A 24590-nucleotide genomic window follows, 5' to 3' on the forward strand; every position below is an offset into this window, starting at 1 on the left:
CCGTAACGGCTCGCCGGACGTCACGCGGAGACGGAACCGCGCGGCGTTCATGCAAAGTTATATGACAGGCGGAAACACTATGGCATATGTTTTTTCCGGCACGGCCCGTTTCCGGGTTTCGGCCGCTGTTCTTCTGTTTTGCGCGCTCTGCTTCGGCTGGGGCGGCGCCCCGGCCCAGACCATGCTGCCCGCCGCGCCCACCACGTCCAGCACGCCCCTTTTGCCCTACCTCGACTATCTGCTGGATGAAACCGGCACCATGGATGTGGAGGAAGCCGCCGCTCCGGACAAGGCCGGGGACTATCGGCCTCTGGCGCTCAAGGATCTGCCGCGCGAAACCGGGGTCATGTGGCTGCGCTTCACCCTGGCTCCCCTGCCGGAGGGCGCCCGGCCCGCCACGCTCTTGCTGGACATGGGCGAAAGCGTGCCCGGCATGCCCATGCTTTATGAACCCGTGTCCAACAGCCTGAGCGGCGCGCTGGAATGGCGCGAATCCAGCCCGGCCCAGCGTAATGTGCTGCTTCTGCCCGAGGCGGGCAAGGGACCTCTGACCTGCTATATCCGCCTGGACGGTCTGCCCGGCCTGTGGTTCGCGCCCATGCTGCGCACCCCGCAGGACGCGGCCACCAATTGGGGCAGCCTGTCGCGCACAGCGGCCATTCTGGCCTTGGGCGTGGTCATGCTGCTCTGCCTTTTGCGCGGCCTGTCCGAAAAGGGCCAGTGGCGCGTCTGGACGGCCCTGTACGTGGGCGTGGCCCTGGGTCAAGGCCTCATGGGCATGCCCGCCTCCGGTTCCGGCCATATCGGCCTGGGCGAGTCTGGGGCCGTGCTGGCGCCGGGTGTGGCCCTGATGCTGCTGCCCCATGTGGGCCGCCATCTGATGCGTACCCGTGAGCGTTCGCGCGCCCTGGACATCCAGCTCCTCCTGCTCTCCCTGCCCGGCGCGGTCCTGGCCCTGCTGCCTCTGGTGCCGAACTTCGGCTGGCTGACCCGCTATCTGGATCTCTGGCCCCTGGGTACCCTGATTTTCGTACCCACCGCCCTGGGAGCCTGGATCATGGGCCTGGGCGGAGCCAAGCGTTTTCTGCTGGGCTGCCTTCTGCCGCCGCTCTTTGTGGCCGGGGGCATGCTGGGCCTGGACAGCGGCTTTGCCCCCAACCTCCTGGCCTCCGCCCCGCTCTGGGGCACGGCTCTCAGTGCTTTGATCATCGCCGCCACCAGGGCCCCGCACGACACGGCCGTTGCACAGGCCGACTCCACGGCGGCCAAGGCCGTGCGCAGAGAGGCCGACGGCACCATCACCCTGGACCAGCCTCTGGACGATCCCAATCTGCGGCTGATCCCGCCGGGACCGCCCATGCCCTCGGATGATTCGGAGGCGGACGCATCCGCCGCGCGCCCTGATCCTCAGACCGCGCCGCACGCCGGTCTGCTCTCCGATCTTTCGCCCAACTTTCCGCCCAATCTTCTGGAAGACGCGTTGCGCCTGCCCCTGGACCGCCTGATGCGGGAAGGCGCGGCTCTGGGCCATTGCGCCCTGCCTCCGGCAGTACGCCAATACGCGGAAAACATGCTGGGCGCGGCCCGCCAGATGGCGGATATTGTCAGCAATCCCAAACAATTGAATCAGGAACGGCCCACCACCGAAGCCGCCGCGCCTTTCAATCTGCAGCATCTGATGCGCGAAGCCCATGACGCCGTGGCTCCGGCGGCGGAAAGCGCGGGCATCGGCCTGGCCTGGTACATGCCGCCCCATCTGGGCCATATGTACGAGGGCGAAGCCGGAGCTCTGAACGAAACCCTCTGCCTGCTGCTGGAAAGCGCGGTGCGCGCCACCAAACACGGAGCCGTGCATTTTTCGGTGCGCCGCGTGCCGGAAAGCGCCGATGCCGGGCATCTGCTCTTCACCGTCACGGACACGGGTTCGGGCATGCCGCCCAAGGAGCGTTCCAGCCTGGCCCTGACCCGCGCCTGGGAACTGGCGGGCGCGCACAAGGGATTTCTGGGCGTGGAGTGCAGCCCCCACGGCACCACGATCGCTTTTACCTTGCACCTCAAATATCTGGAACGGGACGACAGCGAGGACGCGCCCGTGGAACGCAGGCAACCACTGGTCCTGGTCGCGGCGGAAAACGCGCTGGATCGCCAGATGCTGGCCCGCATGCTGGACGGCATGCCCTGCCGCAACGCTGAAGCGCGCAGCTTGAGCGAGGCCCTGCAACTGCACAAGGGCGAGGTCGCGCTCCTGCTGATAGCGCAGGGCAAGCTGGCCTCTCCGGCGGCGGGCGATATTCTGCGCAAGTTCCGCGAACTGGCGGCGACAGCGGGCCTGCCTTTCTGCAAGGCCCTGGCCGTCACTGTGGACGACAGCCAGTGGGACCGCCTGGCTGACGCCGGTTTCACCCATGCCCTGCTGGAGCCGGTGGACAGCGAAGCCCTTTGCCAGACCGTACGGGAAATTCTGGATGCCGCCGCGGCCGCGCGGACAGCCGATGAAACAGGACAGGAAGCCGTACCCGCGGAACCCGCCGGGCAAACCGGCACGGCCTCGACAGATATGACGGCGGCGGCTCCTGAAGCAGCCGCGCCTTCCGTCGCAACGGCGGGAGCACCGGCCGGACGGCCGCCTCTGCCGGATCTGTTCGGCAACGAGGACGGCCACGGCGCCTCTCCCCTGAAAATACCGGATCTGACGGCCCTGCCCGATCTGTTGAGCTTTGCGGAATCCCTGCGCGGCCCCCTGGTCGGTCCGGGAGAGGATAAAACATCCGGCAAACCCGCGGGCGGCCTGTTCAGCGGCCTGCCGGAAAACGGCGATCCCCTGCCGGACATTGACCTGCCTCCGGCGGAAGCCGGTCTGACCCCGGTCAGCCGTCTGAACGCGTCCCACAAGACCGCGCAAGAGCAGCCGGACATTCCGGCGGGCCTGTTCGTCAATCCCTACGCACCCGACGATCTGGTTATGACCGCGACGTCCAAAACCACGGCGGTCGAATCCGAAAGCAACGAGGCCCCGGTTCCCGCATCTTCTCCGGAAGACGCCGCCATGCAGGCGGAATTTTCTGTGGCCGCTGGCCTGGAAGGACCGGTCTGGGGTGAGGAAGAGCCTGCGGAGTCCGATACGGCCCAAGAGACAAACGATGCCGCTCCGGAAGACGCCCCATCCACGGAAGATCTGGCTGACGGCAGCGTTATGGCAGCGGAAAACCCGGTTTCAAGTACCGAGGAAACTCCTGCGGAGCCCGCCCCAGTCGTTGCTGCCGCTGATGCAGCCGAGGAAAAAACGGCGGACGCGGTGAAGAACGCGCCGCCCGTTGAAGCTTCCCAGGCTGTTGTCTCCGTACCGGAAGTCGACATTGAGGCCGCGCAGTCTGCCGCTGAAGGCGCTTCCGCCGCTCCGGAATTGCCGGAAGAGCCGGAAACAGCCGCCCCCGTGGAGGTGACCGCGCCGGAAGAAGTTGTTGCGGAAACGTCCGTGCCGGAGAGCAAAGCAGCGGCAGCCGTGCCGCCGGCCCCGGAAAAGCCCGTGGAGCCGGAACAGCCCCGTAAGCCTGCCTTCCGGCCTGTCACGTTTGCCGCGCGGCCGGGCGCCACCATTGTCCCCATCCGGCCCAAAGCCGCGCCCAAGGCCGCAGCCGTGCCGGAAGTGCCGGAAGCCAAGCCCACTGTCACGGCCAGCGCCACAGGCTCCTACACCAGCCCCCGGCAGAACACGCCCGGCGAGTGGGTGGGCGAGCCCATGCCCATCGGCAGCCCCCTGTCTTCCCGTTCGCAGGACGCGGAAGACGTGTCCCCCACCGAAAACGCTGTGCGTCGCGGACCACGCATCACGATCAGATCCGTTCCGACCACAACCGCCCGGCGGGACACGGAGAACACCGCGGATACCGCCAAGAACGTCTATACCAGTCCCAGTCTGAGCACGCCCGGCGAATGGGTGGGGGAACCCATGCCCATATCTCCCAAAGCCACAGCTGACAGACCAGCTCCGCCCAGGCGCAACGGCCCGGAAGAAGCCCTCCGGCAGGTGAACAAGGCCGGTCTGGATCTGAGCCTGACCAACGCCCAGGTTGCCGCGCGGCGCGCCGCAACCGTGCCCGCGACGCCGGAACCGACGGCAGTGGAAAAGCCCGCAGCGGCAGCCCCTGGTCCCACCGGCACCGAAGAACGGCCCGCACCCGCGCTCACTCCCGCAACGTCCCAGCCGCAGGAAGCCCCGGCGGGCATGCCCGTGCGGGAGACCAGTCCGGTTTCGCCGTCCGTTCCGGAGACCACCGCTGCCGCAACGGCGGCCGATTCAGACGGTTCCGGAGGGCTGAACGGTTCCATTATGGACTTTATCGCCGGAGCTGAGCCCGTAAAAAAAGAAGTGCCGCCCCTGGCCGCGCTTATTGCGGAAGTTTCCGGCCCCTCACCCGCCCCCGCGCCGCCTGCTCCGCCCCCGGCGGAAGAACCCCGGCGGACCATGAGCAGCCCGACCCCGGAAAAAACAGTTCAGGGCCGTTTGCAGATGCCCTTGCCGGAACCCCGGCCCGTGGCCGGGACAAACGAAGCCCGACCCGCAACGGACAGAGCGGCCCCTGTGCCGCCGCCTCCCGCGCCCGCAACGCCGCCGCAGCCGGGGCCTGACAAGACCATCCTGCAACTGGTGGAACGCCTGGACGCGGCCATGGAAGACGCCCAGCAGGCTTTCCAGAGCCGACGAGGCTATATGGTGGGCGAGGCCGCCGGGCGTATCGCGGCGGAGTCGGACGCCTTCGGCTTCCGGGTTCTGGCCCGTATGGCCCGCTGTGTGGAGCGGGCGGCCAAGGCCAACGACATGAACGCGCTCAAGGATCTGCTGCCCGAACTGGCCGTGGCCGTGGAACGCAACCGTATCGCGCTTACCCCGCGCAAATAAGCGCGCCCTGATAAAGCGGACGACAGCCCGTTCCCTGTGGGAGCGGGCTGTTTCCGTTCAAAACGCTTTTCATCATGAAGTTGTTTTAGGGTCTGTTAACACTATAGAATTTTTGTTCGCCTGCAAGGAAGATAAACCTGCTTTGAGGGAGTGTACTCTTCTGGTACTCGACCGAAAAAGCAGGTGAAATCTGACGCGGCAGGAGGGCAAAAAGGCATAGCGTTAACAGGCTCTAGAGCATTTCAACTTTGAACGGTGAGGCGCACGGTCTTCGCGGACGACGAAATCAAGCGGCACCAACGCAGGGCAGACGCATCTGATTCCAGCCTTTGCAGACCTCTTATTTGCCGTGATAATCCGTCAAAACCAGCCTGTTATGCGCTGGCTGCGTCATCTGGCGCTTTTTGCTGCTCACGTACTTGAGTACGCTGCGCGCAAAAAGCGCCATTTTCCTTGCCCGCGCGCAAAAATCTTAGTTTTTAGGATTCTCCCGGCACCAGCCATCCGCCTGCGCTTCGCTCTGTCGGAGCAAAGGTGGCTTCGCCCCTTTTTGCTCGTTCTCCGATCTATCGGGGAATAAAGACTTTTTTAGATGCGTCTGTCCTGGGCACCAACGGGCAAAGGCTTGCGCAAAACGCGGCGGCATGCGAAAATACCACGGCCCAGGCAGGAATACCGCCACTGAGGGCAGACAAGGAGTAAACATGTACAAAAAAGTTCTTCTGCCGGTGAGCGGCAAAAAACACGGCGAACGCGCCCATCAGGCTCTTAAACATGCCTTGGGTCTCTGCTCCGGCGAGATCATCCTGCTGCACGTCACTGAGCCGCTGTCGCAGATCGTGGGCGGCGAAGCCCATACCGAACTGAAGCGCGAGGAAGCCGCCAAAGGCCTGACTCTGCTCTGCCCGCTTATCGAAATTCTGGAAAAAGACGGCGTCAGCTTTCACACCCGCGTGGAAGAGGGCACCCCGGCGGAAACCATTGTACGCGTGGCTGATGAGGAAAACGCGGATCTGATCGTCATGTTCACCGACGGACGCGACGGCCTCGGCGATCTGCTGATCGGTTCCATCACCGAGCGCGTGCTGCGCAATACAGATACCCCTCTGCTGGCCGTGCGCCACTAGAGCGGTTCCGGCTCAGGCGGAAAGGGCCCGCGTTCCTTTCGCTCCTCGCCTCTCCGGCGAAGGGCGGCGGGGCCGTCAGCGTCCGTGATGTCCCGTGATGCCGAAGAGCGCCTTGTGCTGATACTGCTGGAAACTCTGGGCCTGCTGGCCGTCCACATCCTCTCCTGGGTGGCGGTCTGCCATGCGCTGCTGACCAAGCGAGACCCGCGCTCGGCCTTGGGCTGGACCGCCACGGCCCTGCTCCTGCCCATACTGGGGCCGTTGCTTTACGCACTTTTCGGCATCAGCCGGGCCGAGAGCCGGGCCGACAAGATCATGCGGCAGCAGGCCGCCCTGGAGCCCGAATACGCCCATCCGCCCTGCCCCGTGCGGCCGCCGGAACAGGTGCCTGAAAATATTGCCCGCATGGCGCACCTGGGCCGCCGCCTGACGGACCAGCACCTCTGCGGCGGCAATGCGCTCCGTCCGCTGCGCAACGGCGACGAGGCCTATCCGGCCATGCTTGAGGCCATCGCGGCGGCACGGAACCACGTTTTTCTGGCTACCTACATCTTCAATGCCGGCAAGGTGGGCGCGGCCTTTACCGAAGCCCTGGCCGCGGCGGCCGCGCGCGGCGTGGACGTGCGCGTGCTGGTGGACGGCATCGGCACGCTCTACTCCTGGCGCAAACCCTGGAAGAAGCTCGCCGCGCGGGGCATCAGAACCGCGCTTTTCCTGCCCCCCAAGCTCTTCCCTCCCAATCTGAGCATCAATCTGCGCAATCACCGCAAGGTGCTGGTCTGCGACGACATCGGCTTTACCGGCGGCATGAACATTTCCGACGACAATCTCCAGAGCCTGCGGAAAAGCTGCGTGCAGGATGTGCATTTCCGTTGTCTGGGGCCCATCGTCAATCAGCTGCGACGCGCCTTCCTGCTCAACTGGGGCTTTTCCACCGGCGAATACACGCCCCTGCCGCCCAGCTCCACCGAGCCCAGGGGCGAAAGCCGCTGCCGCATCGTCATCGACGGCCCCGGCTCGGACGCGGACGTGCTCAACGATCTTTTCTGCGGGGTCATCAACACGGCCCGGAGTTCAGTACGGATCATGACCCCGTACTTCCTGCCCTCGCACGACCTCATGTCCAGCCTGCGCTCGGCGGGCCAGCGCGGTGTGGACGTGCGCGTGGTGCTGCCCGCCAAAAACAATCTGCCGTATGTGCACTGGGCCACGTTCCGCCTGCTGCCGGCCCTGCTCAGCGCTGGGGTGCGGGTCTGGTACCAGCCGCCGCCCTTTGCCCATACCAAGCTGCTGGCCGTGGACGGCTATTACAGCCAGATCGGCTCGGCCAATCTGGACGCCCGCAGCCTGCGCCTGAACTTCGAACTGAATATGGAAGTCTTTAATCCCGCCTTCCACGGCCTGCTGGCCGGGCATATCGACACCATCATCAGCCGGAGCCGCGAAATCAGCCTTGAGGATCTGAAACGCCAATCCCTGCCGGTCAAGCTGCGCAACGCGGCCTGCTGGATTTTTTCGCCCTATCTGTAGGCAACAAAACTTCGTTCCGAACTCCATATGTTGTTAAAACCCCACAAAGGCCGTCGGCATTGCCGACGGCTTGGGGTGTGACAGGCAGGCGCATCTAAAGCAGATTACCTTTGAAACGCTGTCAGCATGTCTCTGATTGCATTATTTTAACTAGTTAATAGTGATACTGATCGCGCTGCGGAGTTGAGCAAAGCCCCCTTTGCTCCGCCGAAGCCAAGCGCAGGCGGATGGCTGGTGCCGGGAGAATCCTAAAAAATAAGATTTTTCGGCGCGGGCGGCGTCATCTGGCGCTTTTTGCTGCTCACGTACTTGAGTACGCTGCGCGCAAAAAGCGCCAGATGACGCCGCCCGCGCCGAAAAGGCTGGTTTTGACGGATAATCGCGGCAAATAAGAGGCAAGCAAAAACCGGAATTAGATACGTCTGCCCTGAGAGGTGTGAAGGAACCCCTTCCCTCACAACGGTTTTTATTCCACCGTAACGCTCTTGGCCAGGTTACGCGGCTGATCCACATCCTTGCCCAGATAATCGGCGGTTTCATAGCTGAAGAGCTGAAGCGCGGGCAGGGCCATGAAACCGGCCAGAGGCGCGGGCAGAGCCGGGATGATCCAGGGGTCGTCCACGGCCAGGTCCAGCCCCGGATTGGTCAGGGCGATGACCTTGCCCTGGCGGGCCTGCACTTCCACGATATTGGATTTGACCTTGGGGAAGAGCGCGTCGTCCAGGGCCAGGGCAAAGGTGGGAAAGGCCGGGTCAATAAGCGCGATGGGCCCGTGCTTCATTTCACCGGCGGCATAGCCTTCGGCGTGGATGTAGGACAGTTCCTTGAGCTTGAGGGCGCCTTCCAGGGCCAGGGGGAAGCAATGCCCCCGCCCGAGATAGAAGAAATTGCGAGCCTGGGCGTATTTGCGCGACAGCTCGCGGGCCTTGTCGTGCATGCCCGGCAACTGGGATTCCAGCAGGGCGGGCAGGGATTCCAGCAGGCCGATGAGCTCACGCCGCCGCTCCTGCGGCAGCGCATTTTGACGCCCGCCCCAGTACAGGGCCATGAGGGCCAGAGTGAGCATCTGGCTGCACATGGCCTTGGTGGAGGCCACGCTGATTTCCGGCCCGGCCTGGGTGTAGATAACGGCCGAAGCCTCGCGCGCGATGGACGAGCCCACCACATTGCAAAGGCCCAGCACGGCCACGCCGCGCTCGCGCGCGATGCGCAGAGCCGCCAGGGTGTCGGCGGTTTCGCCGCTCTGGCTGATGACCAGAACCATGTCCTCTTTGTCCAGAATCAGGCTGTCGCGGTAGCGGAATTCCGAGGCGATTTCCACCTGCACCGGCACCCCGGCCCAGTGTTCCAGCAGATGGCGGCCCCAGAGCCCGGAATGATAGGAGGTGCCGCAGGCCACGATGTGCAGGCGGCGCGGCACGGGCAGCGCATCCAGTTCAGGCAGCAGGGCCGCGTCGCGGCCCGCGTTGATCCGGCCCGCCAGGCCGTCGGTAATCACGCGCGGCTGCTCGAAAATCTCCTTGAGCATGAAATGGCGGTAGCCGCCCTTTTGCGCGGCCTGCATGTCCCACTGGATGGTCTGCACCTCATGCTCCACCGGAGTCAGGTCCGCCAGACGCAGGATTTCATAGTGCGTGGCCGTGGCCCGCACCACCTCGCCGTCCTCCAGAAAGACCACCTGCCGGGTATAGGGCAGAAAGGCCGGGATGTCCGAGGCCACAAAATTTTCGCCCGTGCCTAGGCCGAAAATCAACGGCGCGGACATGCGCGCGGCGTAGATGGTTTCCGGCTCGCCGCGATCCATGAGGCAGACGGCATAGGCCCCGTGGGCCTCACGCAGGGCCGCCGCAAAGGCGTGCAGCAGATCGGGCTCGCTTTTGCGACGCTCGGCGATCAGATTGACCAGCACCTCGGTGTCGGTTTCAGAGTGGAAGACATAGCCCTTGGCCGTGAGTTCGGCCTTGATTTCCTGGTAGTTTTCAATGATGCCGTTGTGCACCAGGGCCAGAGAGGCATCGTTGCTCAGATGGGGATGGGCGTTGCGCTCCGCCGGCACGCCGTGCGTGGCCCAGCGGGTGTGCCCCATGGCGCAGGTGGCCGTGGAAACCGGCTCCTGGGCCAGCTTTTCCTCCAAGGCCGCCAGCTTGCCCTTGGCCCGCACCACGCGCAGAGCGCCCTGGCGCACAAAGGCCACGCCGGCCGAATCATAACCCCGGTATTCCAGACGGCGCAGGCCCTCCACCACCACGGGCACGGCGGGCCGGTGGCCCGCATATCCGATAATGCCGCACATATCTCTTACTCCCGCAAGACCCGCTCGCTATGAGGGGTCGTTTAGACTTAAGACTTCATCAGAGCATTTTGCGCTTGAAATTATCGCTTAGCGGCGAAGTAAATTTGCCTTGCGATAATTTCGCGGTGCGGATTTTCACGGAAAATCCACACAGAGCGTTAAGATATTTTCAATATCAAAACGCTCTAACCGGTACAGTGAAAAAACGGGCATGGCCCAAGGAAGTACGTTCCGGTACAACCTGGGCCATGCCCGGCGTGCGACGCAGCCCAGAGGGCCGCCGGTTTCGCTCCGCACCGCGCGCGGACCGGCGGCCCGGCTTCAAATGCTTGGAAAACTCTTCTCTACAGATTGACGCGATCCACAATATCCGTATTCAGCACTTCCACCTTGGCCTTGGAGGCAAGGTTCTGGATGAAGACCTGATACAGACCGTCCACCCGTTCGCGGGCCACGCCGTTGGCCATCAGGTCGCGCACGGTATTCCACTCCTGCGGATCGGGCGGCAGCACGGCGTCCACGCGGCAGAGCAGTGCGCCCGGACCTTCGCTTTTGCCGTCCACGGCATAGGCCGATGGCAGCCAGGTTCCGGGCTTGGCGGTAAAGACGGCTTCGGCCAGAGCCTCATCGGGGTTGAAATCCGCCAGATTCCCGCCACGATCCATGGCCGGGGCGGTCTTGATGTCCAGGCTCGCCTTCAGGGGCTGGGGCAGGGGACCGTCCTTCAATTCCTTGCGACGGGCCGCGGCGCTTTCCACGGCGGCCTTGAGGGCCTTTTCGGCGGTCAGCTTGGCCACAATGGCGCTCTTCACCGCGTCGAGCGGCTGGGTGGACGCGGGTTCAGCCTTGATGATCCGGGCCACCAGATATTTGTCCCCGGCCTCCAGGGCCGTGTCCACGGGCGCGCCCGTAGCGGTGGCGATAAGAGCGGAGGCTCCGGCCGGAGTTACGCCCAGCTTTTGCTCCAGTTCGCTCTGGCTGAGCAGGCCGCTCTGTTCCGCCTTGAGGCCGAAACGGGCAGCGCTCTCGGCCAGCGGCTTGCCCAGAATATTGTCTTCGATCAGGCTGTCCAGCACATCGTGCAGCTTGTCCGCGCCCTGTTCCTGCGCCATGGCCTGGCGCACTTCCTGGGCAGCGTCCTTGAAGGTCTTGAGGCCGCCGGGCTTCTTGTCTTCCACCTTGATGATGTGCAGGCCGAAAGGACTGCGCACGGGCTCGGACACCTGCCCGGCCTTCAGGGCAAAGGCCGCGTCTTCAAAAGGCTTTACCGTCTTGCCGCGGGCAATCCAGCCCAGTTCGCCGCCGGGACCGGCCGCATTGGGGCCGTTATGGGCATCGGCCACGGCCGCGAAATCCTTGCCGCTCTTGAGCTCGGCCTGGATTTTCGCCACTTCTTCGCGGGCCTTTTTCTCCGCGTCGGCCGGGGCGTTTTCAGCCAGAGGCACCAGAATGTGCGCGGCCTTGACCTGCGCGGGCTCTTCAAAACGGCTCTTGTTGGCCTCGTACCATTTCCGGGCATCCGCCTCGCTGACGCTCTCGGGCTTGACCAGCCCGCCGGGCGTCACGCTGACATAGGCCACGTCCACTTTGGGCGGAATGGCAAAATCTTTCTTGTGGGCATCATAATAGGCCGTCACGTCCTGATCCGTGACCTTGACCTCGCCGGAAAAATTCTTGGCCGGAATGAACAGATAGTCCACCACCCGTTTTTCCCGCAGGAAATTATAGCGGTTTTGGGCTTCGTCCGGGTCCACCCAGACCGGCGCGGTGACCAGGGTAAAAATCTTTTCGCGCAGCAGCTGATCGCTCATATCCTTCTCATACTGGGCCGGGCTGATCCGCTGGGCGGCCAGCACACGCGTGTAGGCTTCGGGATCGAAGCGGCCCTGGGCATCCTGGAAGGATTTGATCCGTCCCACGGCCTGGCGCAGTTCCAGCGGCGTCACACTGACGCCCGCGCGCGCGGCCTCCTGGGCCAGCAGGGTTTGTTGGATCAGATCGCGCAGCACTTGGCGGCCCAGATGCTGCTCCTTGAGCTGCTCGCGGGTAGCGCCGGGATTATTGCGCAGGATCGATTCCTCCGCATTGCGGTAGGCCTGCTCAAACTGCTGGACCAGAATGGGATCGCCGTTGACGATGGCCACCACATTGGCGGAGTTCCTGTCGTTGAAACTGCCCACTCCCCAGAACACGAAGACCAGGATGATGACGCCGAAAGCCACTTTGACGCCGAAAGACTGTGCGTTGGAACGGATATAATCGAGCATGCGTACTCCGGAATGCCGAATTGTCCTCTTGCCCGCAGCGAAGGCCGCCAAAAGCAAGGGCGCTGACAGAAGCGGAAAGTATAAGCGCCTTTGCGCGGAAACTCAAGAAAAGGAAGGCCCGCGCGCCGTCGAGGCCTCAACCTGTTTGTGACTGAGGCTCGCAGGCGGCGGATATTTTAAAACGGCCTACGGCGTGATGCCCAGCTTGCGCAGCCTGTGTTGCAGGGTGGAGCGGGGCACGCCCAGCAGGGCGGCGGCACCGCGCGGTCCGGACAAACGCCCCCCGGTCAGGCGCAAGGCCTCCAGAATATGGGCGCGCTCGTTTTCTTCCAGAGTGGGCAGGGCCGGACCCGAACATGACCCGGCCCCCGCATGCAACGGGCGGCCTTCCACCGCCGAGACGGCTTCCGGCGAGGCCGGGGCAGGCGCCTCCGTCTCCGCCGACGGCTCCCACTCATGCAGGGCATCGCGCACAAAGCTCTCGGTCACCGCCCCGTCCAGGGAGTGCAGCAAAAGGCGGCTGATCACATTGCGCAATTCGCGGATATTGCCCGGCCAGTCATGATCGCAGAGATCGCTCAGCACCCCCCTGGACAGGCGCGGCGGCCGCAGATCCCATTGCCGGGAAAACTGGCTGATGAAGTATTCAACCAGAATGGGAATGTCGTTCTTTCGTTGCCGCAACGGCGGCAGACGCAGGATGACCGAGGCCAGGCGGTAAAAGAGATCACGCCGCAAGCGGCCTTCAACCAGGGCCTTTTCCAGGTCTATGTTGGTGGCGGACAGCACGCGGATATCCACGCCGATGGAGCGCGCCTCGCCCACCCGCTCAAAGGAGTTCTCCTCCATGACCTGCAGGAGCTTGCTCTGCATATCCGGCGAAAGCTCGCCGATTTCATCCAGAAACAAGGTTCCGCTCTGGGCCATTTCAATCCGGCCGATGCGCTTGGCGTAGGCCCCGGTGAACGCGCCCTTGGCATAGCCGAACATCTCGCTCTCAAACAAGGTCGGGGCCAGGGACGGGCAGTTCACCTTGACGAAATTGGCCGCCCGCCTGGGGCTGCTCCGGTGCAGCCAGCGGGCCAGCATGCTCTTGCCCGTGCCGGTCTCGCCGATGATCAGCACCGGAATATGCAGCTTGGCGACCTTGCGCGCCACGGACATGACCCGGGCCATGTCCTGGGTTTCCAGCAGGCGGTCCACCAGCCGAGTGGCGGTGCCGTCCGCATCGTCCTCACCCGGCGAATTCAGGGCAGCCTGCTGCGCCGCCTTGGCCCTGGCCCGGCGCTCTTCGGTGAGCACCACAAACAAAAAAATCGTCAATACCGGACACAGTTCCAACAAAAAATTCAGAATCTCCACCACATTGTCCGGCTGACGCACAAAGGAAACGTGCAGGGTGCCGACGACTTCGCGGTTCAGGATCAGAGGCAGGGCGATGGTGGCGTTGAGCCCGGCTGAGGCCAGAGACGAGGCCCCGCCGCCCCAGCCCAGCGAAGTCAGATCGTTGATGACTACGGGCTTGCGGGTCTGGATGGCCTGCCAGGCCACGGTATTCTGGGCGATGCGCGTGTTGGAGAACATTTCCACCACGGTACCGTCCGCCGAGGTAAAGGAATTCAGAAATTCCCGCTCCGCGTCATAAAGATTGATGCTGAAACGATCATAAACGAAAAGCGTACGAAACTCTTTGGAAAGAAAGGAAAAAAGCCCGCTACGGTCCATATTGCCGGGAACCAGCCTGGACAGGCGGTGAATAATCTGGGCCGCAGCCAGCAATGGGCTCCCCAAGCAGACGCTGCCATCGTTTCGTTCCTGCATGGCCCCACCTCCACCGCCCATATGAGGGCATTTTTTGCTGAAATGCCGACAAAAGCGCTCAACTACACCGCGTTCTCATTGAACACGCAAACATTGAGAAGAAAAAACAGCAGGAAGTTCAAGCAACTACCGGATACCTCCAGTTTGGCACAGGGTTTGCTCATATTCAAGCATATTTGAACTTTATCATTCTTAAAAATGGGAGTCTATATGATTAATAAATAATATATAATTTTATATACAATTATATAAATATATATTGCTATGGCATCTATGCCATAGTTCTGGACTCTTGTTGTGCATTTTTATGAGTCATAACTTTTAACCTTCTCCGCGTGGTATAGTTATGATCTCTTCCGACATTGTCATCATTGCTCTGGCCGGCTTTTTTTCAGGCATCATCAAAACCGGTGTGGGTGTGGGTTCCGGTATTTTCCTGCTGCCCACGCTGGCGCTGGGCTTCCCCGCCAAACTGGCTCTGGGCTTGGGCGCGCCGCTCCTGCTGGCTTCGGACGCCATCGGGCTACGCTATTACTGGAAGCAATGGCTGCCGCGAACCGAACTGGCACGGCTCTTTCTGGCCGCTCTGCCGGGCCTGATTCTGGGGGCTGTGCTGTTGCCCTTGATTCCGGGCGGGATCTTTCGCATCGGCGTGGGCGTCTTCGGCGTGTTTTACGCCCTCAGTCTGCTCTGGCCCCAATTTCCCGCCGCCGTTTTGCTGCGGCGGCTTTTCGGGGGACTCAACGCGCGTTACGCGGAGGAGGGCGCCTACATCTATGGTTTTCTGGGCGGCGTTTCCACCGTACTGGCCCATGCCGGCGGCCTGGTCTGGTCCCTGTACCTGATCACGGCCGCGCGTGACAGACGCATCTTTGTGGGTACCACAATTATTCTCTTCTTTGTCACCAACATTTATAAGACAGTTTCCTACGTATATATCGGCATCATCGGCCCGGACGACCTGCTGAAAGTCATCCCGGCCATTCCTATGATTTTTCTGGGGTCCTATCTCGGCAATGTGATCAACAAACGATGTAATTATATTTTATTCAGAAAAATAGTTCTCTGTTTTATCCTCTTCATCTCCGTATCGCTGTGCATCTGATTTTTGCACTCATGCGACGTATTTCATTTCCCTACTATTCTTGGCTGCTCGGGACACAACCTTCAATAACGGGGAAGTCTCATGGAAAAATGTTTTCTCTTTTTACTTGTTCTTTGTGTTTCTCTGCTTCCGGAAACGGCCTGCGCCGCCAGCGCGCCACCACCGCAAACCATCAACATGCCCCACGTCTATATTGTTTTCGGCGTGCTTCTCGTGGCTGCGGTGCTCTTTTTCACAGAATGGATTCCCTTGGCCGTGACCTCCATTCTGGTGCCCTGCGCGCTCTCCACCTTAGGGGTCATTACCGTCAAGGAGGCCTGGATCAGCTTCGGCGACACCAGCATTCTGACCATCGTGGGCCTGTTCATGCTGGGTGAGGCCACCTTCGCCACGGGCTTCGCCCAGCGCGTCGCGACCGTAATCATCAGCAAGGCCGGAGCCAGCGAAACCCGCCTGCTGGTCTTCGCCATTCTCCTCATCGCCTTCATGTCGGCCTTCCTGAACAACGCCGGCGTCACGGCCATCACCCTGCCCATGCTCATTTCCATTGCCCGCAAGGCACACCTTTCACCTTCGCGCATATTGTTGCCCACAGCCTACGCGGCTAGCTTCGGCGGCTGTATCTCGCTTGTGGGCCAGGCACCGTCCATGGTGGCCAACGGCATTCTGGCCAAAATGGCGCCGGAATACGGCCAGTTCGCCTTTTTTGAATTCGCTTGGTACGGCCTGCCCCTGACCCTGATCGGCGCCGTCCTTTTTGCGCTGTTCCCCCGCTTTTTGGTACCTCCGGCCCGCGAGGACGTAGCCGAACTCAAGGAAATCGAAATTCCCGACGGCGGCGTGCACATGTGGATCGCAGGCGGGATCTATTTTCTCGTCATCATCTGTATGGCCACGGGCCTGGTGCCGCTGACCTCCGCCGCCATGCTGGGAGCCATGCTCTGCATCCTGACCCGCTGCATGACCCTCAAACAGGCCCAGGCCGGCATCGACTGGACCACCGTCTGGCTGTTCGCGGGCATGCTGTCCATGAGCTTCGCCATGAACAAGTCCGGCGCGGCCACGCTGATAGCCCACTTCGTCGTCAGCTATATCTCCGACCCCCTGTTTCTGTTCTGCACCCTTATGGCGGTTACCGGCATACTGACCAATATCATGTCCAACACGGCCACCACGGCCATCATGGTGCCGCTGGTCATTCCCATCGCCCTGGAGATGAACCTCAGTCCCCTGCCCTTTGTCATGGGCATCGCCATGAACGCCGCCGCCTGCTTCATGACGCCCATCGCCACGCCGTCCAACACCCTGGTGCTGCGGCCCGGCAACTACACTTTCTTTGATTATGTGCGTTACGGCTTTTTCTGGCAGGTCATAGCCTATGCCCTTTCCCTGCTGATCATCCCGCGTGTCTGGCCCTTCATGCCCTGAAGGATTCACGGGCATTTTCGCCTGAATACGGGCACAACTCCGCCCCTATTTGGGCAGGAGAGAAGAACAAAGATGGTGACAAATTCATAAAATGAATAAAAATCAATATATTACAGTAAAAAATATGACTGGCACCATCTTTGCTTTTTTTAGGCAACGCAGCTGCCGCAATGTTTTACAGAGGTAGAGCTTATGAATGCGGACTACAAAGTGGATTTACTGGTGCTGGGCATGGGCGCCGCGGCGCAACTGGCGGCCATCTATGCCCATGATGCCGACCCGGACCTGAACATCCTCATTGCCACCAAGGCGCTGAAGGGCAAAGGCGGATGCAGCCGCATGGTTCAAGGCGGCTTCAACGTGGTGCTCGACCCCGGCGATTCCCATGAAAAGCATCTCATGGATACGCTCAAGGGCGGGCAGTACATCAACGATCAGGACCTGGCCCTGGCTCTGGTGGAGCAGGCCACGCCCACGGTCAAGGAGCTGGAAACCGTCTGCGGCTGTTTTTTCGACCGCCGTCCCGACGGGCACATCCATCAGAAGGCCTTCGCCGGCCAGTGCTTTGACCGCACCGTGCACAAGGGCGACCTGACGGGCATTGAGATCATCAGCCGCACCACAGAGCAGGTCTTCAAGCGCCGGATCCCGGTACTCGAGGAAACCCGCGCCGTGGAGCTGCTGCTGGATGCCGAGGGAACCACGGTCACCGGCGCGCTGCTTTACAATATGCGCACCGGCGCGTTCATCACCGTGGAGGCCGCGGCCACCCTGGTGGCCACCGGCGGCGGCCCCACCCAGTACCGCTTCCATGCCCCCGGACCGGAAAAGTCCGCCGACGGCATCGCCATGCTGTACCGGGCGGGCGCGCTGATGCGCGACATGGAAATGATCCAGTTCCACCCCACGGGCCTGATCATTCCCGGCAGCGTGGTGGCCGGCGCACTGCTGGAAGAAGGCCTGCGCGGCGCGGGCGCCCATCTCTACAACGGCGCGGGCGAGCGCTACATGCTCAAGTACGCGCCGGACGTGGCCGAACGCGCCACCCGCGATGTGGTCAGCCGTTCCGCCTATCTGGAAATGATGGCCGGGCGCGCCTGTCCCGAGGGCGGCGTGCGTATCGACGCGGCCCACCTCGGCGCGGATTTTGTGCTCAAAAGCTTTCCCGGCATGGCTGAACGTTGCGCCCAGTTCAAATACGATCTGGCCCACGGCATGGTGCCCGTGTCGCCCTCGGCCCACTTCTTCATGGGCGGGGCCGCCATCGGCGTGGACTGCCGGGCCTCTCTGGACAAACTCTTCGTCGCCGGCGAGGACGCGGGCGGCGTGCACGGGGCCAACCGTCTGGGCGGCAACGGCATCGGTGAATCCTGCGTCTACGGCCGCCTGGCCGGAAAGTCCATCGCAGCCTACCTGTCCAAGCCGGAAAACCGCCGCATCAAGGACAGCGCGCCCGGCATGGCCAAAGAGGCCATGGCCCGCATCAGCGCGCCGCTCACCCGCAAGGGGGGCACCTCGCCTTTCGCCAATCGCCGCGAAATCCAGGAAACCAACTGGGTCAAGGTGGGCGTGGTGCGCAAGGAATCCGCCCTGGAAGAGGCCCTCGACGACTTCGCCGGCCTGCGCCGGGATGTGGAACGGGCCGGCGTGAGCGGAGGTCGAGCCTACAACATGCTCTTCAACACCCATCTGGACACCCTGAACATGATCGACGTTTCCGTCATGGCCGCCGTTTCCGCGCTGCAGCGCCAGGAAACCAGGGGAGCGCACACGCGCGAGGACTTCCCCGAACAACGCGACGACTACGGTCTGTTCAACACCTTCATGCGGCGCGGCGACGACGGTCTGCCGGTCTTTGAAAAGAAGGATGTGGTCTTCAAGCACAAGTCGCTTGAGGCCTGCCAGAAGCACAAAAAGTAAGTTTTGAAACGTACTCTAATGGGGGAAATAATGAATACGCCTGAACTTGATTACAGAAAGCCCATGCAGTGGGGGGAAATTGATCCGTACCGGCGCGGGCGGGCGCATGTGGGCATGTGGGCCTGGCTGCTGCAACGCGTCAGCGCCGTTTTTGTCGTCGTGCTGCTGATCCTGCATCTCTGCTTCACCTACAAGCCCTATATTCAGTTTCTTCTGCTGCTGGCCGTAACCCTGCACGCCTCTCTGGGCATCCGCGTCATCCTTCTGGACTTCAACCTCGCCAAAATAACCTCGGCGCGCCGTCTGGTGCCCTGGACGCTGGGCCTGGGTCTCATCGCCGCGCTGATTGCCTGGTTTGCCATCTACTAAAGGAGGACGCCATGCAATCTTCAAGCAATACGCGCACGGTACGGATATTCCGCTACGACCCCGAAAAGGGCGGAGACGGGAGCTTTCAGAGCTACACGCTGGAAATCCCAAATCCCGACACCACCACTATTCTGGACGTGCTGCTGCGCATCCAGAAGGAACAGGACCCAAGCATTGCCTTCCGCTTCGCCTGCCGCGTGAACATGTGCGGCTCCTGCGGCATGGTCATCAACGGTCGCGAGGGCCTGGCCTGCAAAACCAACGTCTGCGACCTGCCCTCTGGCCAGGACATCACCCTGCGGCCGCTGAACCACTTCCCTATCGTCAAGGATCTGGTGGTGGACATGGGCCCGTTTTTCGCCAAGTACGAAGAAGCCCTGCCCTTCTTCGAACCGCTTGAAAAACGCGCCGAGCCCTACGTCATCAAGCCGGACGACAAAAACCGGGTGGACATCGGCATGGCCACGGACTGCATCGCCTGCGGCTGCTGCGTGTCGAGCTGCACCATGGTGGACAACCATGAAGGCTATTGCGGCCCGGCGGCCCTCAACCGCGCTTTCACCCTGCTGGCCGACGAACGCGACGCGCTCTTTGAGCCGCGCCTGACCAGAGCACTGGACAGCTGCTACAACTGCCGCACCGAATTCAATTGCACGGAAGTCTGTCCCAAGTCCATCAGCGGCACACGGGCCATCAAGTACATCCAGCGCCTGGCCCTGAAAAACCTCAAGGCCGTCAAGCCCCTTCCACCGCATCCCGCCGAGACGGCCAAGAGCACCCCGGCCCAAGCGGCCCAAGTGATCCAGGCGGCTCAAACCGATCAGGCGGCCGCCGTCCCGCCGCGCGCCTGCTACGCCTCCGACGCATCCCGCCGTTCCTTTCTCAAAAGCGCCACCGGTCTGGTGGGCGCGGGAATCGTGATTTCCCTGGGGGCCGTTCTGGGCGTCAGCGCCGTGGGTCCCACCCTGGCGGATCAACCCCGCCAGTGGGTGGATGCCGGTCCGGAAAAGGACTTTCCGGTGGGCGATATCACCAGTGTCACCCTACATTACAAGCGCAGCCAGGCCTTCCACGCCGAAAACAAGGAAGTGCCGGTGCTGGTGCGCCGCGATTCCGAACAGGACTTCATCTGCTTCAGCAGCAGTTGCCCGCATCTGGGCTGCGCCGTGAGCTGGGACGAGCTTTCCCGGCGCTTCAAGTGCGCCTGCCACGGCGGAGCCTTTGACAGGGACGGCAAGGTCATTGCCGGGCCGCCGCCGTCGCCGCTGGTCCGTCTGCCCTGGAAACTGGACAACGGCATTCTTAAGGTGGAGGTGGTCTAATGAGCTTCCGAAGTGACATCGGCTGGGACAAGTATCTCAAGCCCTTCCTGTACAAAAGGCTGCCGGACCGCACCGGCTGGAGCGCCGTGCTGGGCACCCTCTGCGCCCTGACCTTCATTGTTCTGGTGATGACCGGCATGATTCTGGCCTTCTACTATGTGCCGTCGCCGGACAAGGCCTGGGATTCCGTGCGGTACATCAGCAATGACGTGCCCCTGGGCAAAATCCTGCGCGGGCTGCACCACTGGGGCGCGGGTCTGATGGTCTTTCTGGTCTTCTGCCATCTCATGGTGACCTATGTGCACGGCTCCTACGCCAAGCCCCGGCAGCTGACCTGGATCACCGGCGTCTGCCTCTTTCTGGTCACCCTGGGCCTGGGCTTCACCGGCTACCTGCTGCCCTGGGACATGAAGGCCTACTGGGCCACGGTGGTGGGGGCCAACATTCCCAACCAGTATCCCGGCGTGGGCAATTACATCACCCGCTTCATCCTGGGCGGCAACGACATCTCGGGCTTCACGCTCTCGCGCTTCTATTCCGTGCACACCCTGATTCTGCCTGCCTGTCTTCTGCTGATCATGGCCATGCACATCTATCTGATCCGCATCCACAATATCTCCGACCCGCGCGAGCGGCTGGCCGGCGAGGCTCTGCCGCCCGCCGACGGCAAGCCCTACCGCTTCTATCCTGAGCACATCAACCGCACCACCCTGGCTTTCGGACTCATTTTCGCGGGCCTGGTGCTGCTGGCCCACTATGCGCCGCCGCATATGGAAGCCAGGGCGGGCACCTTTATTCCCGATTATCTGCCCCGGCCCGAATGGTACTATATGTGGCTCTTCCAGCTGCTGACTTACTTCACCGGCTCCTGGGAGATGATCGGCAGTCTCTTCCTCTTCGGCGGCGGGCTCTTCCTGCTCTTCGGCGTGCCCTTCTTCAGCGAAAGCAGGCTCAAGGGCGTGGGCAACAGGCCCGTGTCCCTGGCCGTGGCCGCCACCTTCATGGTCTGCATCGTTTATCTCACGCTCATGGCCTACTCCGAGGCCGCACCCTACAACAAGTTCCTCATGCTGCCGGACAGGCCCATGAGCGAACAGGCCAAGCGCGGCATGTTTCTCTATGCCGAACGGGAATGCTCTTACTGCCACAACATCATGGGCAAGGGCGGCCATCGCACCGGGCCGGACATGAGCAATATGATCAAAAAGGGCAGAAGCGCCCGGTACCTGGCGGATTACGTCAAGAATCCGCTCAAAGTATACTCGTCGTCCACCATGCCGGCCTATGACCTCACGCCCGAACAACTCAAGGATCTGGCGGCTTTTTTGCTGGCCTTGGATTTCAGGGGCGCGAAGGCTGTTGAAAAGCCTGTGTCCGAAATTCTCGGAACAACCAAGGCCGGACAGCAAACAGGGCAAACGGACGCCGTCGCGTCCGGCTCATAAGGAGGACTTTGTATGGACAGCTTTGATTACACCATCGTGGAAGAAGCGGCCAAGCAGTGCTACATCAAGGCGCTCTGCGATCTGCCGCCCGATGTGCGCGCAGCCCTGAAAAAAGCCTATGAGAGGGAAACCCAGCCCGCTGCCCGCAGCGTTTTCGAGGCCATGTTCAAGGCCATCGAGATCGCGGACAGCAAAAAGACCCTGCTCTGCCAGGATACTGGCCTGCCCATCTACAAAGTGCGCATCGGCTCGGCCCACGCCTGGAACGGCGCGAAAATCAAGGCCGCCCTCTACGAAGGGGCCAAACGCGCCACCCAGGAGTTTCCTTTCCGCAGCAGTTCCACCCACACCATCACCCGGGTCAACCCCCAGACTTCGGTGGGACCGGGCCTGCCCGTGACCTACTTCGACTTTGACGGGGAAAGCGCGGACCTGGACATTCTGATGATTCCCAAGGGTTCAGGTTCGGAGAACATGAGCAAGATGAAGATGTTCTACCCGCAGCACGGCATCAAGGCCGTGAAGAAGTTCATTCTGGACACGGTCATTGAAAGCGGCGCCAACCCCTGCCCTCCGGGCATCATCGGCGTGGGCCTGGGCGGCACCGCCGACCTGGTCATGAAGCTGGCCAAGGACGCCATCGCGCGGCCCGTGGGCCAACGCAATCCCGACCCCCTGCTGGCCGAAATGGAAGAAGAGCTGGAAGAGGCCATCAACGCCACGGGGCGCGGGCCCATGGGGCTGGGCGGCGACGTGTCCTGTCTCGCCGTGCATATTGAGAGCGCCTATACCCACATCACCCAGAATCCCGTGGCCGTGAACACGCAATGCTGGCCCGCGCGCCGAGCTCGCGCCGTGATCACGCCCGCCGGCCAGGTGTCCTACGGTTATTAAGGAGGCAATCATGAGCAAGATTCATCATCTCACGTCGCCTTTTTCCGAGGAAGTTATCCGGAGCCTGCATGCCGGCGACATCATCTACTTTGACGGTCCGCTGTTCGGCATCCGCGATCTGACCCAGATTCACATTTTCGACCACAACAATCCCCCGCCGGTGAGTTTGGAGGGCATGCCCTGCATCCACACCGCGCCAAGCCTGCGCAAGGTCGGCGACAAATGGGAGAAAATCTGCGTGGGCACCACCACCAGCACCCGAATGGAGCGCTTCACGCCCGGACTCATCGGCCAGTACGGGGTACGGGCCGTCATCGGCAAGGGCGGACTGTACCAGGACAGCCTGGAGGCCATGAAAAAATACGGGGCCGTGTACCTGGCCATTGTAGGCGGCGCGGCGGCTCTGGAAACCGAACAGATCGAGGAAGTGGAACAGGTCTATTTCGAAGAGCTGCATCCCGAAGCCCTTTACCGCTTCCGAGTGAAAAACTTCGGACCGCTGACCGTGGCCATGGACAGCCACGGCGTGCATCTCTACGAGCGGGTCAGCGAAAAAATCAGGGAAAAACTGCCCGACATCTACGCCAGACTCGGCGTGTCGTAGGCAGAAATCTTGCCTTCCGGCCAGGGCGGGTATCTCCCGAACAGCGGCATGCGTAACGGCCGGAGCATGCGCAACCCTTTGGAGGACATATGGGCGTTGATTTTGTTGTTCACGAAAAAGGCGACGGCGTGGGCGTTGTGGTCGTGGAAGGATTGAAAAAGGGACAGGAATGCACCGGCTGGATCATGCAGGAGGATGAGCTGATCACCTTTCAGGTTCTGGACGACATCCCGATTGGTCACAAAGTGGCCCTGCACAATTTCGCGGTCAATGACACGGTCGTCAAATACGGTACGGACATCGGCAAGGTGGTCAAGCCCATCAAGCAGGGCGAACACCTTCATGTGCACAACGTCAAAACCAAGAGGTGGTAGAACATGAATAAGAAATTCTGGGGTTACAGAAGGGAAAACGGCCGCGTGGGTATCCGCAACCACGTTGTTCTGCTGCCTCTGGACGATCTGTCCAATGCGGCCTGCCAGGCGGTGGCCAACAACATCAAGGGCACCCTGGCCCTGCCGCACCATTACGGCCGCCTGCAGTTCGGCGAGGATCTGGACCTGCATTTCAGAACCCTGATCGGCGCGGGCTGCAATCCCAACGTGGCCGCAGTGGTGGTCATCGGCATCGAGCCGGTCTGGACGCAGCAGATCGTGGACGGCATCGCCAAAACCGGCAAACCCGTAGCCGGTTTCTCCATTGAGAAGAACGGCGACCTGAACACCATCGCCGCTGCCTCCCGCAAGGCCAAGGAATTCCTTCAGCAGGTCACCGATTACCAGCGTGTGGAATGCGATATCAAAGAGCTCTGGGTCTCCTGCAAATGCGGCGAATCGGACACCACCTCGGGCATTGCCTCCAATCCCACGGTGGGCAACGCCTTTGACAAGCTCTGGGAAGCCGGGGCCACCACCCTGTTCGGCGAAACCACGGAAATCACGGGCGGCGAACATCTGGTGGCCGCGCGCTGCGTCAATGAGGACGTGAAAAAAAAGTTCATGTACTTTTTCGACCGCTACGCCAAGGTGGTGGACGACCACAAAACCAATGACCTCTGCGACTCCCAGCCCACCAAGGGCAATATCGAAGGCGGTCTGACCACCATTGAGGAAAAGGCTCTGGGCAACATCCAGAAAATAGGCCGCAAGGCTCCTGTGATGGGCTGCCTGGACAAGGCCGAAAGCCCCAGCGGGCCTGGCCTGTGGTTCATGGACTCCTCTTCCGCCGCAGCGGAAATGGTCACCCTGGCGGCGGCCTCGGGTTTTGTGGTGCACTTCTTCCCCACGGGCCAGGGCAACGTGATCGGCAATCCCATTCTGCCGGTCATCAAACTCTCGGCCAATCCGCGTACCGTGCGCACCATGAGCGAGCACATCGACGTGGACGTGACCGGTCTGCTCCAGCGTGAATACGATCTGAACGCGGCGGGCGACAAGCTCCTGGAAATGATGGTCCGCACCTGCAACGGCCGCAATACCAGCGCCGAGGCCCTGGGCCATCGCGAGTTCGTCATGACCCGCCTGTACGAAAGCGCCTGATGCTGTTCCACAGCCGCCGCGCCGCGC

General features: G+C 62.0%; 16 protein-coding genes. 13 read left to right on the forward strand and 3 right to left on the reverse strand.

What is annotated here, in order from left to right; all coding sequences use genetic code 11:
- Positions 1–79: 79 nt before the first annotated feature.
- From AXF13_RS13505 to AXF13_RS13515, 3 genes are all read left to right on the forward strand, one after another.
- Positions 80–4900 carry an ATP-binding response regulator gene (locus AXF13_RS13505; protein WP_062254015.1) on the forward strand — a complete coding sequence of 1607 codons (4821 nt, stop codon included), beginning with the start codon at positions 80–82 and terminating at the stop codon, positions 4898–4900.
- A 704-nt stretch (positions 4901–5604) separates the two neighbouring features.
- On the forward strand, positions 5605–6027 hold the full coding sequence (locus tag AXF13_RS13510; RefSeq protein ID WP_008682875.1) for a universal stress protein: 423 nt from the start codon (positions 5605–5607) through the stop codon (positions 6025–6027).
- An 87-nt stretch (positions 6028–6114) separates the two neighbouring features.
- A complete protein-coding gene (locus tag AXF13_RS13515) occupies positions 6115–7557 on the forward strand; it encodes a phospholipase D-like domain-containing protein (RefSeq protein ID WP_150116185.1) in 1443 nt (480 codons plus the stop codon).
- Positions 7558–8023: 466 nt separating this feature from the next.
- Here AXF13_RS13515 and glmS read toward each other — a convergent pair whose 3' ends face one another.
- From glmS to AXF13_RS13530, 3 genes are all read right to left on the reverse strand, one after another.
- The gene (gene glmS / locus AXF13_RS13520) at positions 8024–9850 is read right to left on the reverse strand and encodes a glutamine--fructose-6-phosphate transaminase (isomerizing) (protein ID WP_062254017.1); all 1827 of its coding nucleotides are present in this window, start codon (positions 9848–9850) and stop codon (positions 8024–8026) included.
- Between the two features lie 344 nt (positions 9851–10194).
- On the reverse strand, positions 10195–12117 hold the full coding sequence (locus AXF13_RS13525) for a SurA N-terminal domain-containing protein (RefSeq protein WP_062254019.1): 1923 nt from the start codon (positions 12115–12117) through the stop codon (positions 10195–10197).
- Positions 12118–12303: 186 nt separating this feature from the next.
- The gene (locus tag AXF13_RS13530; RefSeq protein WP_062254021.1) at positions 12304–13938 is read right to left on the reverse strand and encodes a sigma-54-dependent Fis family transcriptional regulator; all 1635 of its coding nucleotides are present in this window, start codon (positions 13936–13938) and stop codon (positions 12304–12306) included.
- Between the two features lie 346 nt (positions 13939–14284).
- On the opposite strand from AXF13_RS13530, the gene AXF13_RS13535 reads away from it, so the two are divergent.
- From AXF13_RS13535 to AXF13_RS13580, 10 genes are all read left to right on the forward strand, one after another.
- Positions 14285–15043, forward strand: coding sequence for a sulfite exporter TauE/SafE family protein (locus AXF13_RS13535; RefSeq protein WP_062254023.1), 759 nt, complete (start codon positions 14285–14287; stop codon positions 15041–15043).
- A gap of 81 nt (positions 15044–15124) precedes the next feature.
- Positions 15125–16471, forward strand: coding sequence for an SLC13 family permease (locus tag AXF13_RS13540; RefSeq protein ID WP_062254025.1), 1347 nt, complete (start codon positions 15125–15127; stop codon positions 16469–16471).
- 192 nt (positions 16472–16663) lie between these two features.
- Positions 16664–18391: an L-aspartate oxidase gene (locus AXF13_RS13545; protein WP_062254027.1), complete on the forward strand. Its 1728-nt coding sequence runs from the start codon at positions 16664–16666 to the stop codon at positions 18389–18391.
- 30 nt (positions 18392–18421) lie between these two features.
- Positions 18422–18760 (forward strand): succinate dehydrogenase/fumarate reductase transmembrane subunit, encoded by a 339-nt coding sequence (locus AXF13_RS13550; protein ID WP_062254029.1) that lies wholly within the window; start codon positions 18422–18424, stop codon positions 18758–18760.
- A gap of 11 nt (positions 18761–18771) precedes the next feature.
- Complete coding sequence (locus AXF13_RS13555) at positions 18772–20082, forward strand: 2Fe-2S iron-sulfur cluster-binding protein (protein ID WP_062254031.1); 1311 nt, start codon at positions 18772–18774, stop codon at positions 20080–20082.
- On the forward strand, positions 20082–21527 hold the full coding sequence (locus AXF13_RS13560) for a cytochrome b N-terminal domain-containing protein (RefSeq protein ID WP_062254033.1): 1446 nt from the start codon (positions 20082–20084) through the stop codon (positions 21525–21527). Before AXF13_RS13555 ends, AXF13_RS13560 begins: the two co-directional genes overlap by 1 nt.
- 12 nt (positions 21528–21539) lie before the next feature.
- The gene (locus AXF13_RS13565) at positions 21540–22421 is read left to right on the forward strand and encodes a fumarate hydratase (RefSeq protein ID WP_062254035.1); all 882 of its coding nucleotides are present in this window, start codon (positions 21540–21542) and stop codon (positions 22419–22421) included.
- A gap of 10 nt (positions 22422–22431) precedes the next feature.
- Complete coding sequence (locus AXF13_RS13570; RefSeq protein ID WP_062254037.1) at positions 22432–23025, forward strand: FumA C-terminus/TtdB family hydratase beta subunit; 594 nt, start codon at positions 22432–22434, stop codon at positions 23023–23025.
- A gap of 89 nt (positions 23026–23114) precedes the next feature.
- Complete coding sequence (locus tag AXF13_RS13575; RefSeq protein WP_062254039.1) at positions 23115–23399, forward strand: UxaA family hydrolase; 285 nt, start codon at positions 23115–23117, stop codon at positions 23397–23399.
- A gap of 3 nt (positions 23400–23402) precedes the next feature.
- Positions 23403–24563, forward strand: coding sequence for a UxaA family hydrolase (locus AXF13_RS13580; RefSeq protein WP_062254041.1), 1161 nt, complete (start codon positions 23403–23405; stop codon positions 24561–24563).
- Positions 24564–24590 lie beyond the last annotated feature (27 nt).

Origin of the sequence: Desulfovibrio fairfieldensis (assembly GCF_001553605.1) — a bacterium.
GTDB lineage: Bacteria > Desulfobacterota > Desulfovibrionia > Desulfovibrionales > Desulfovibrionaceae > Desulfovibrio > Desulfovibrio fairfieldensis.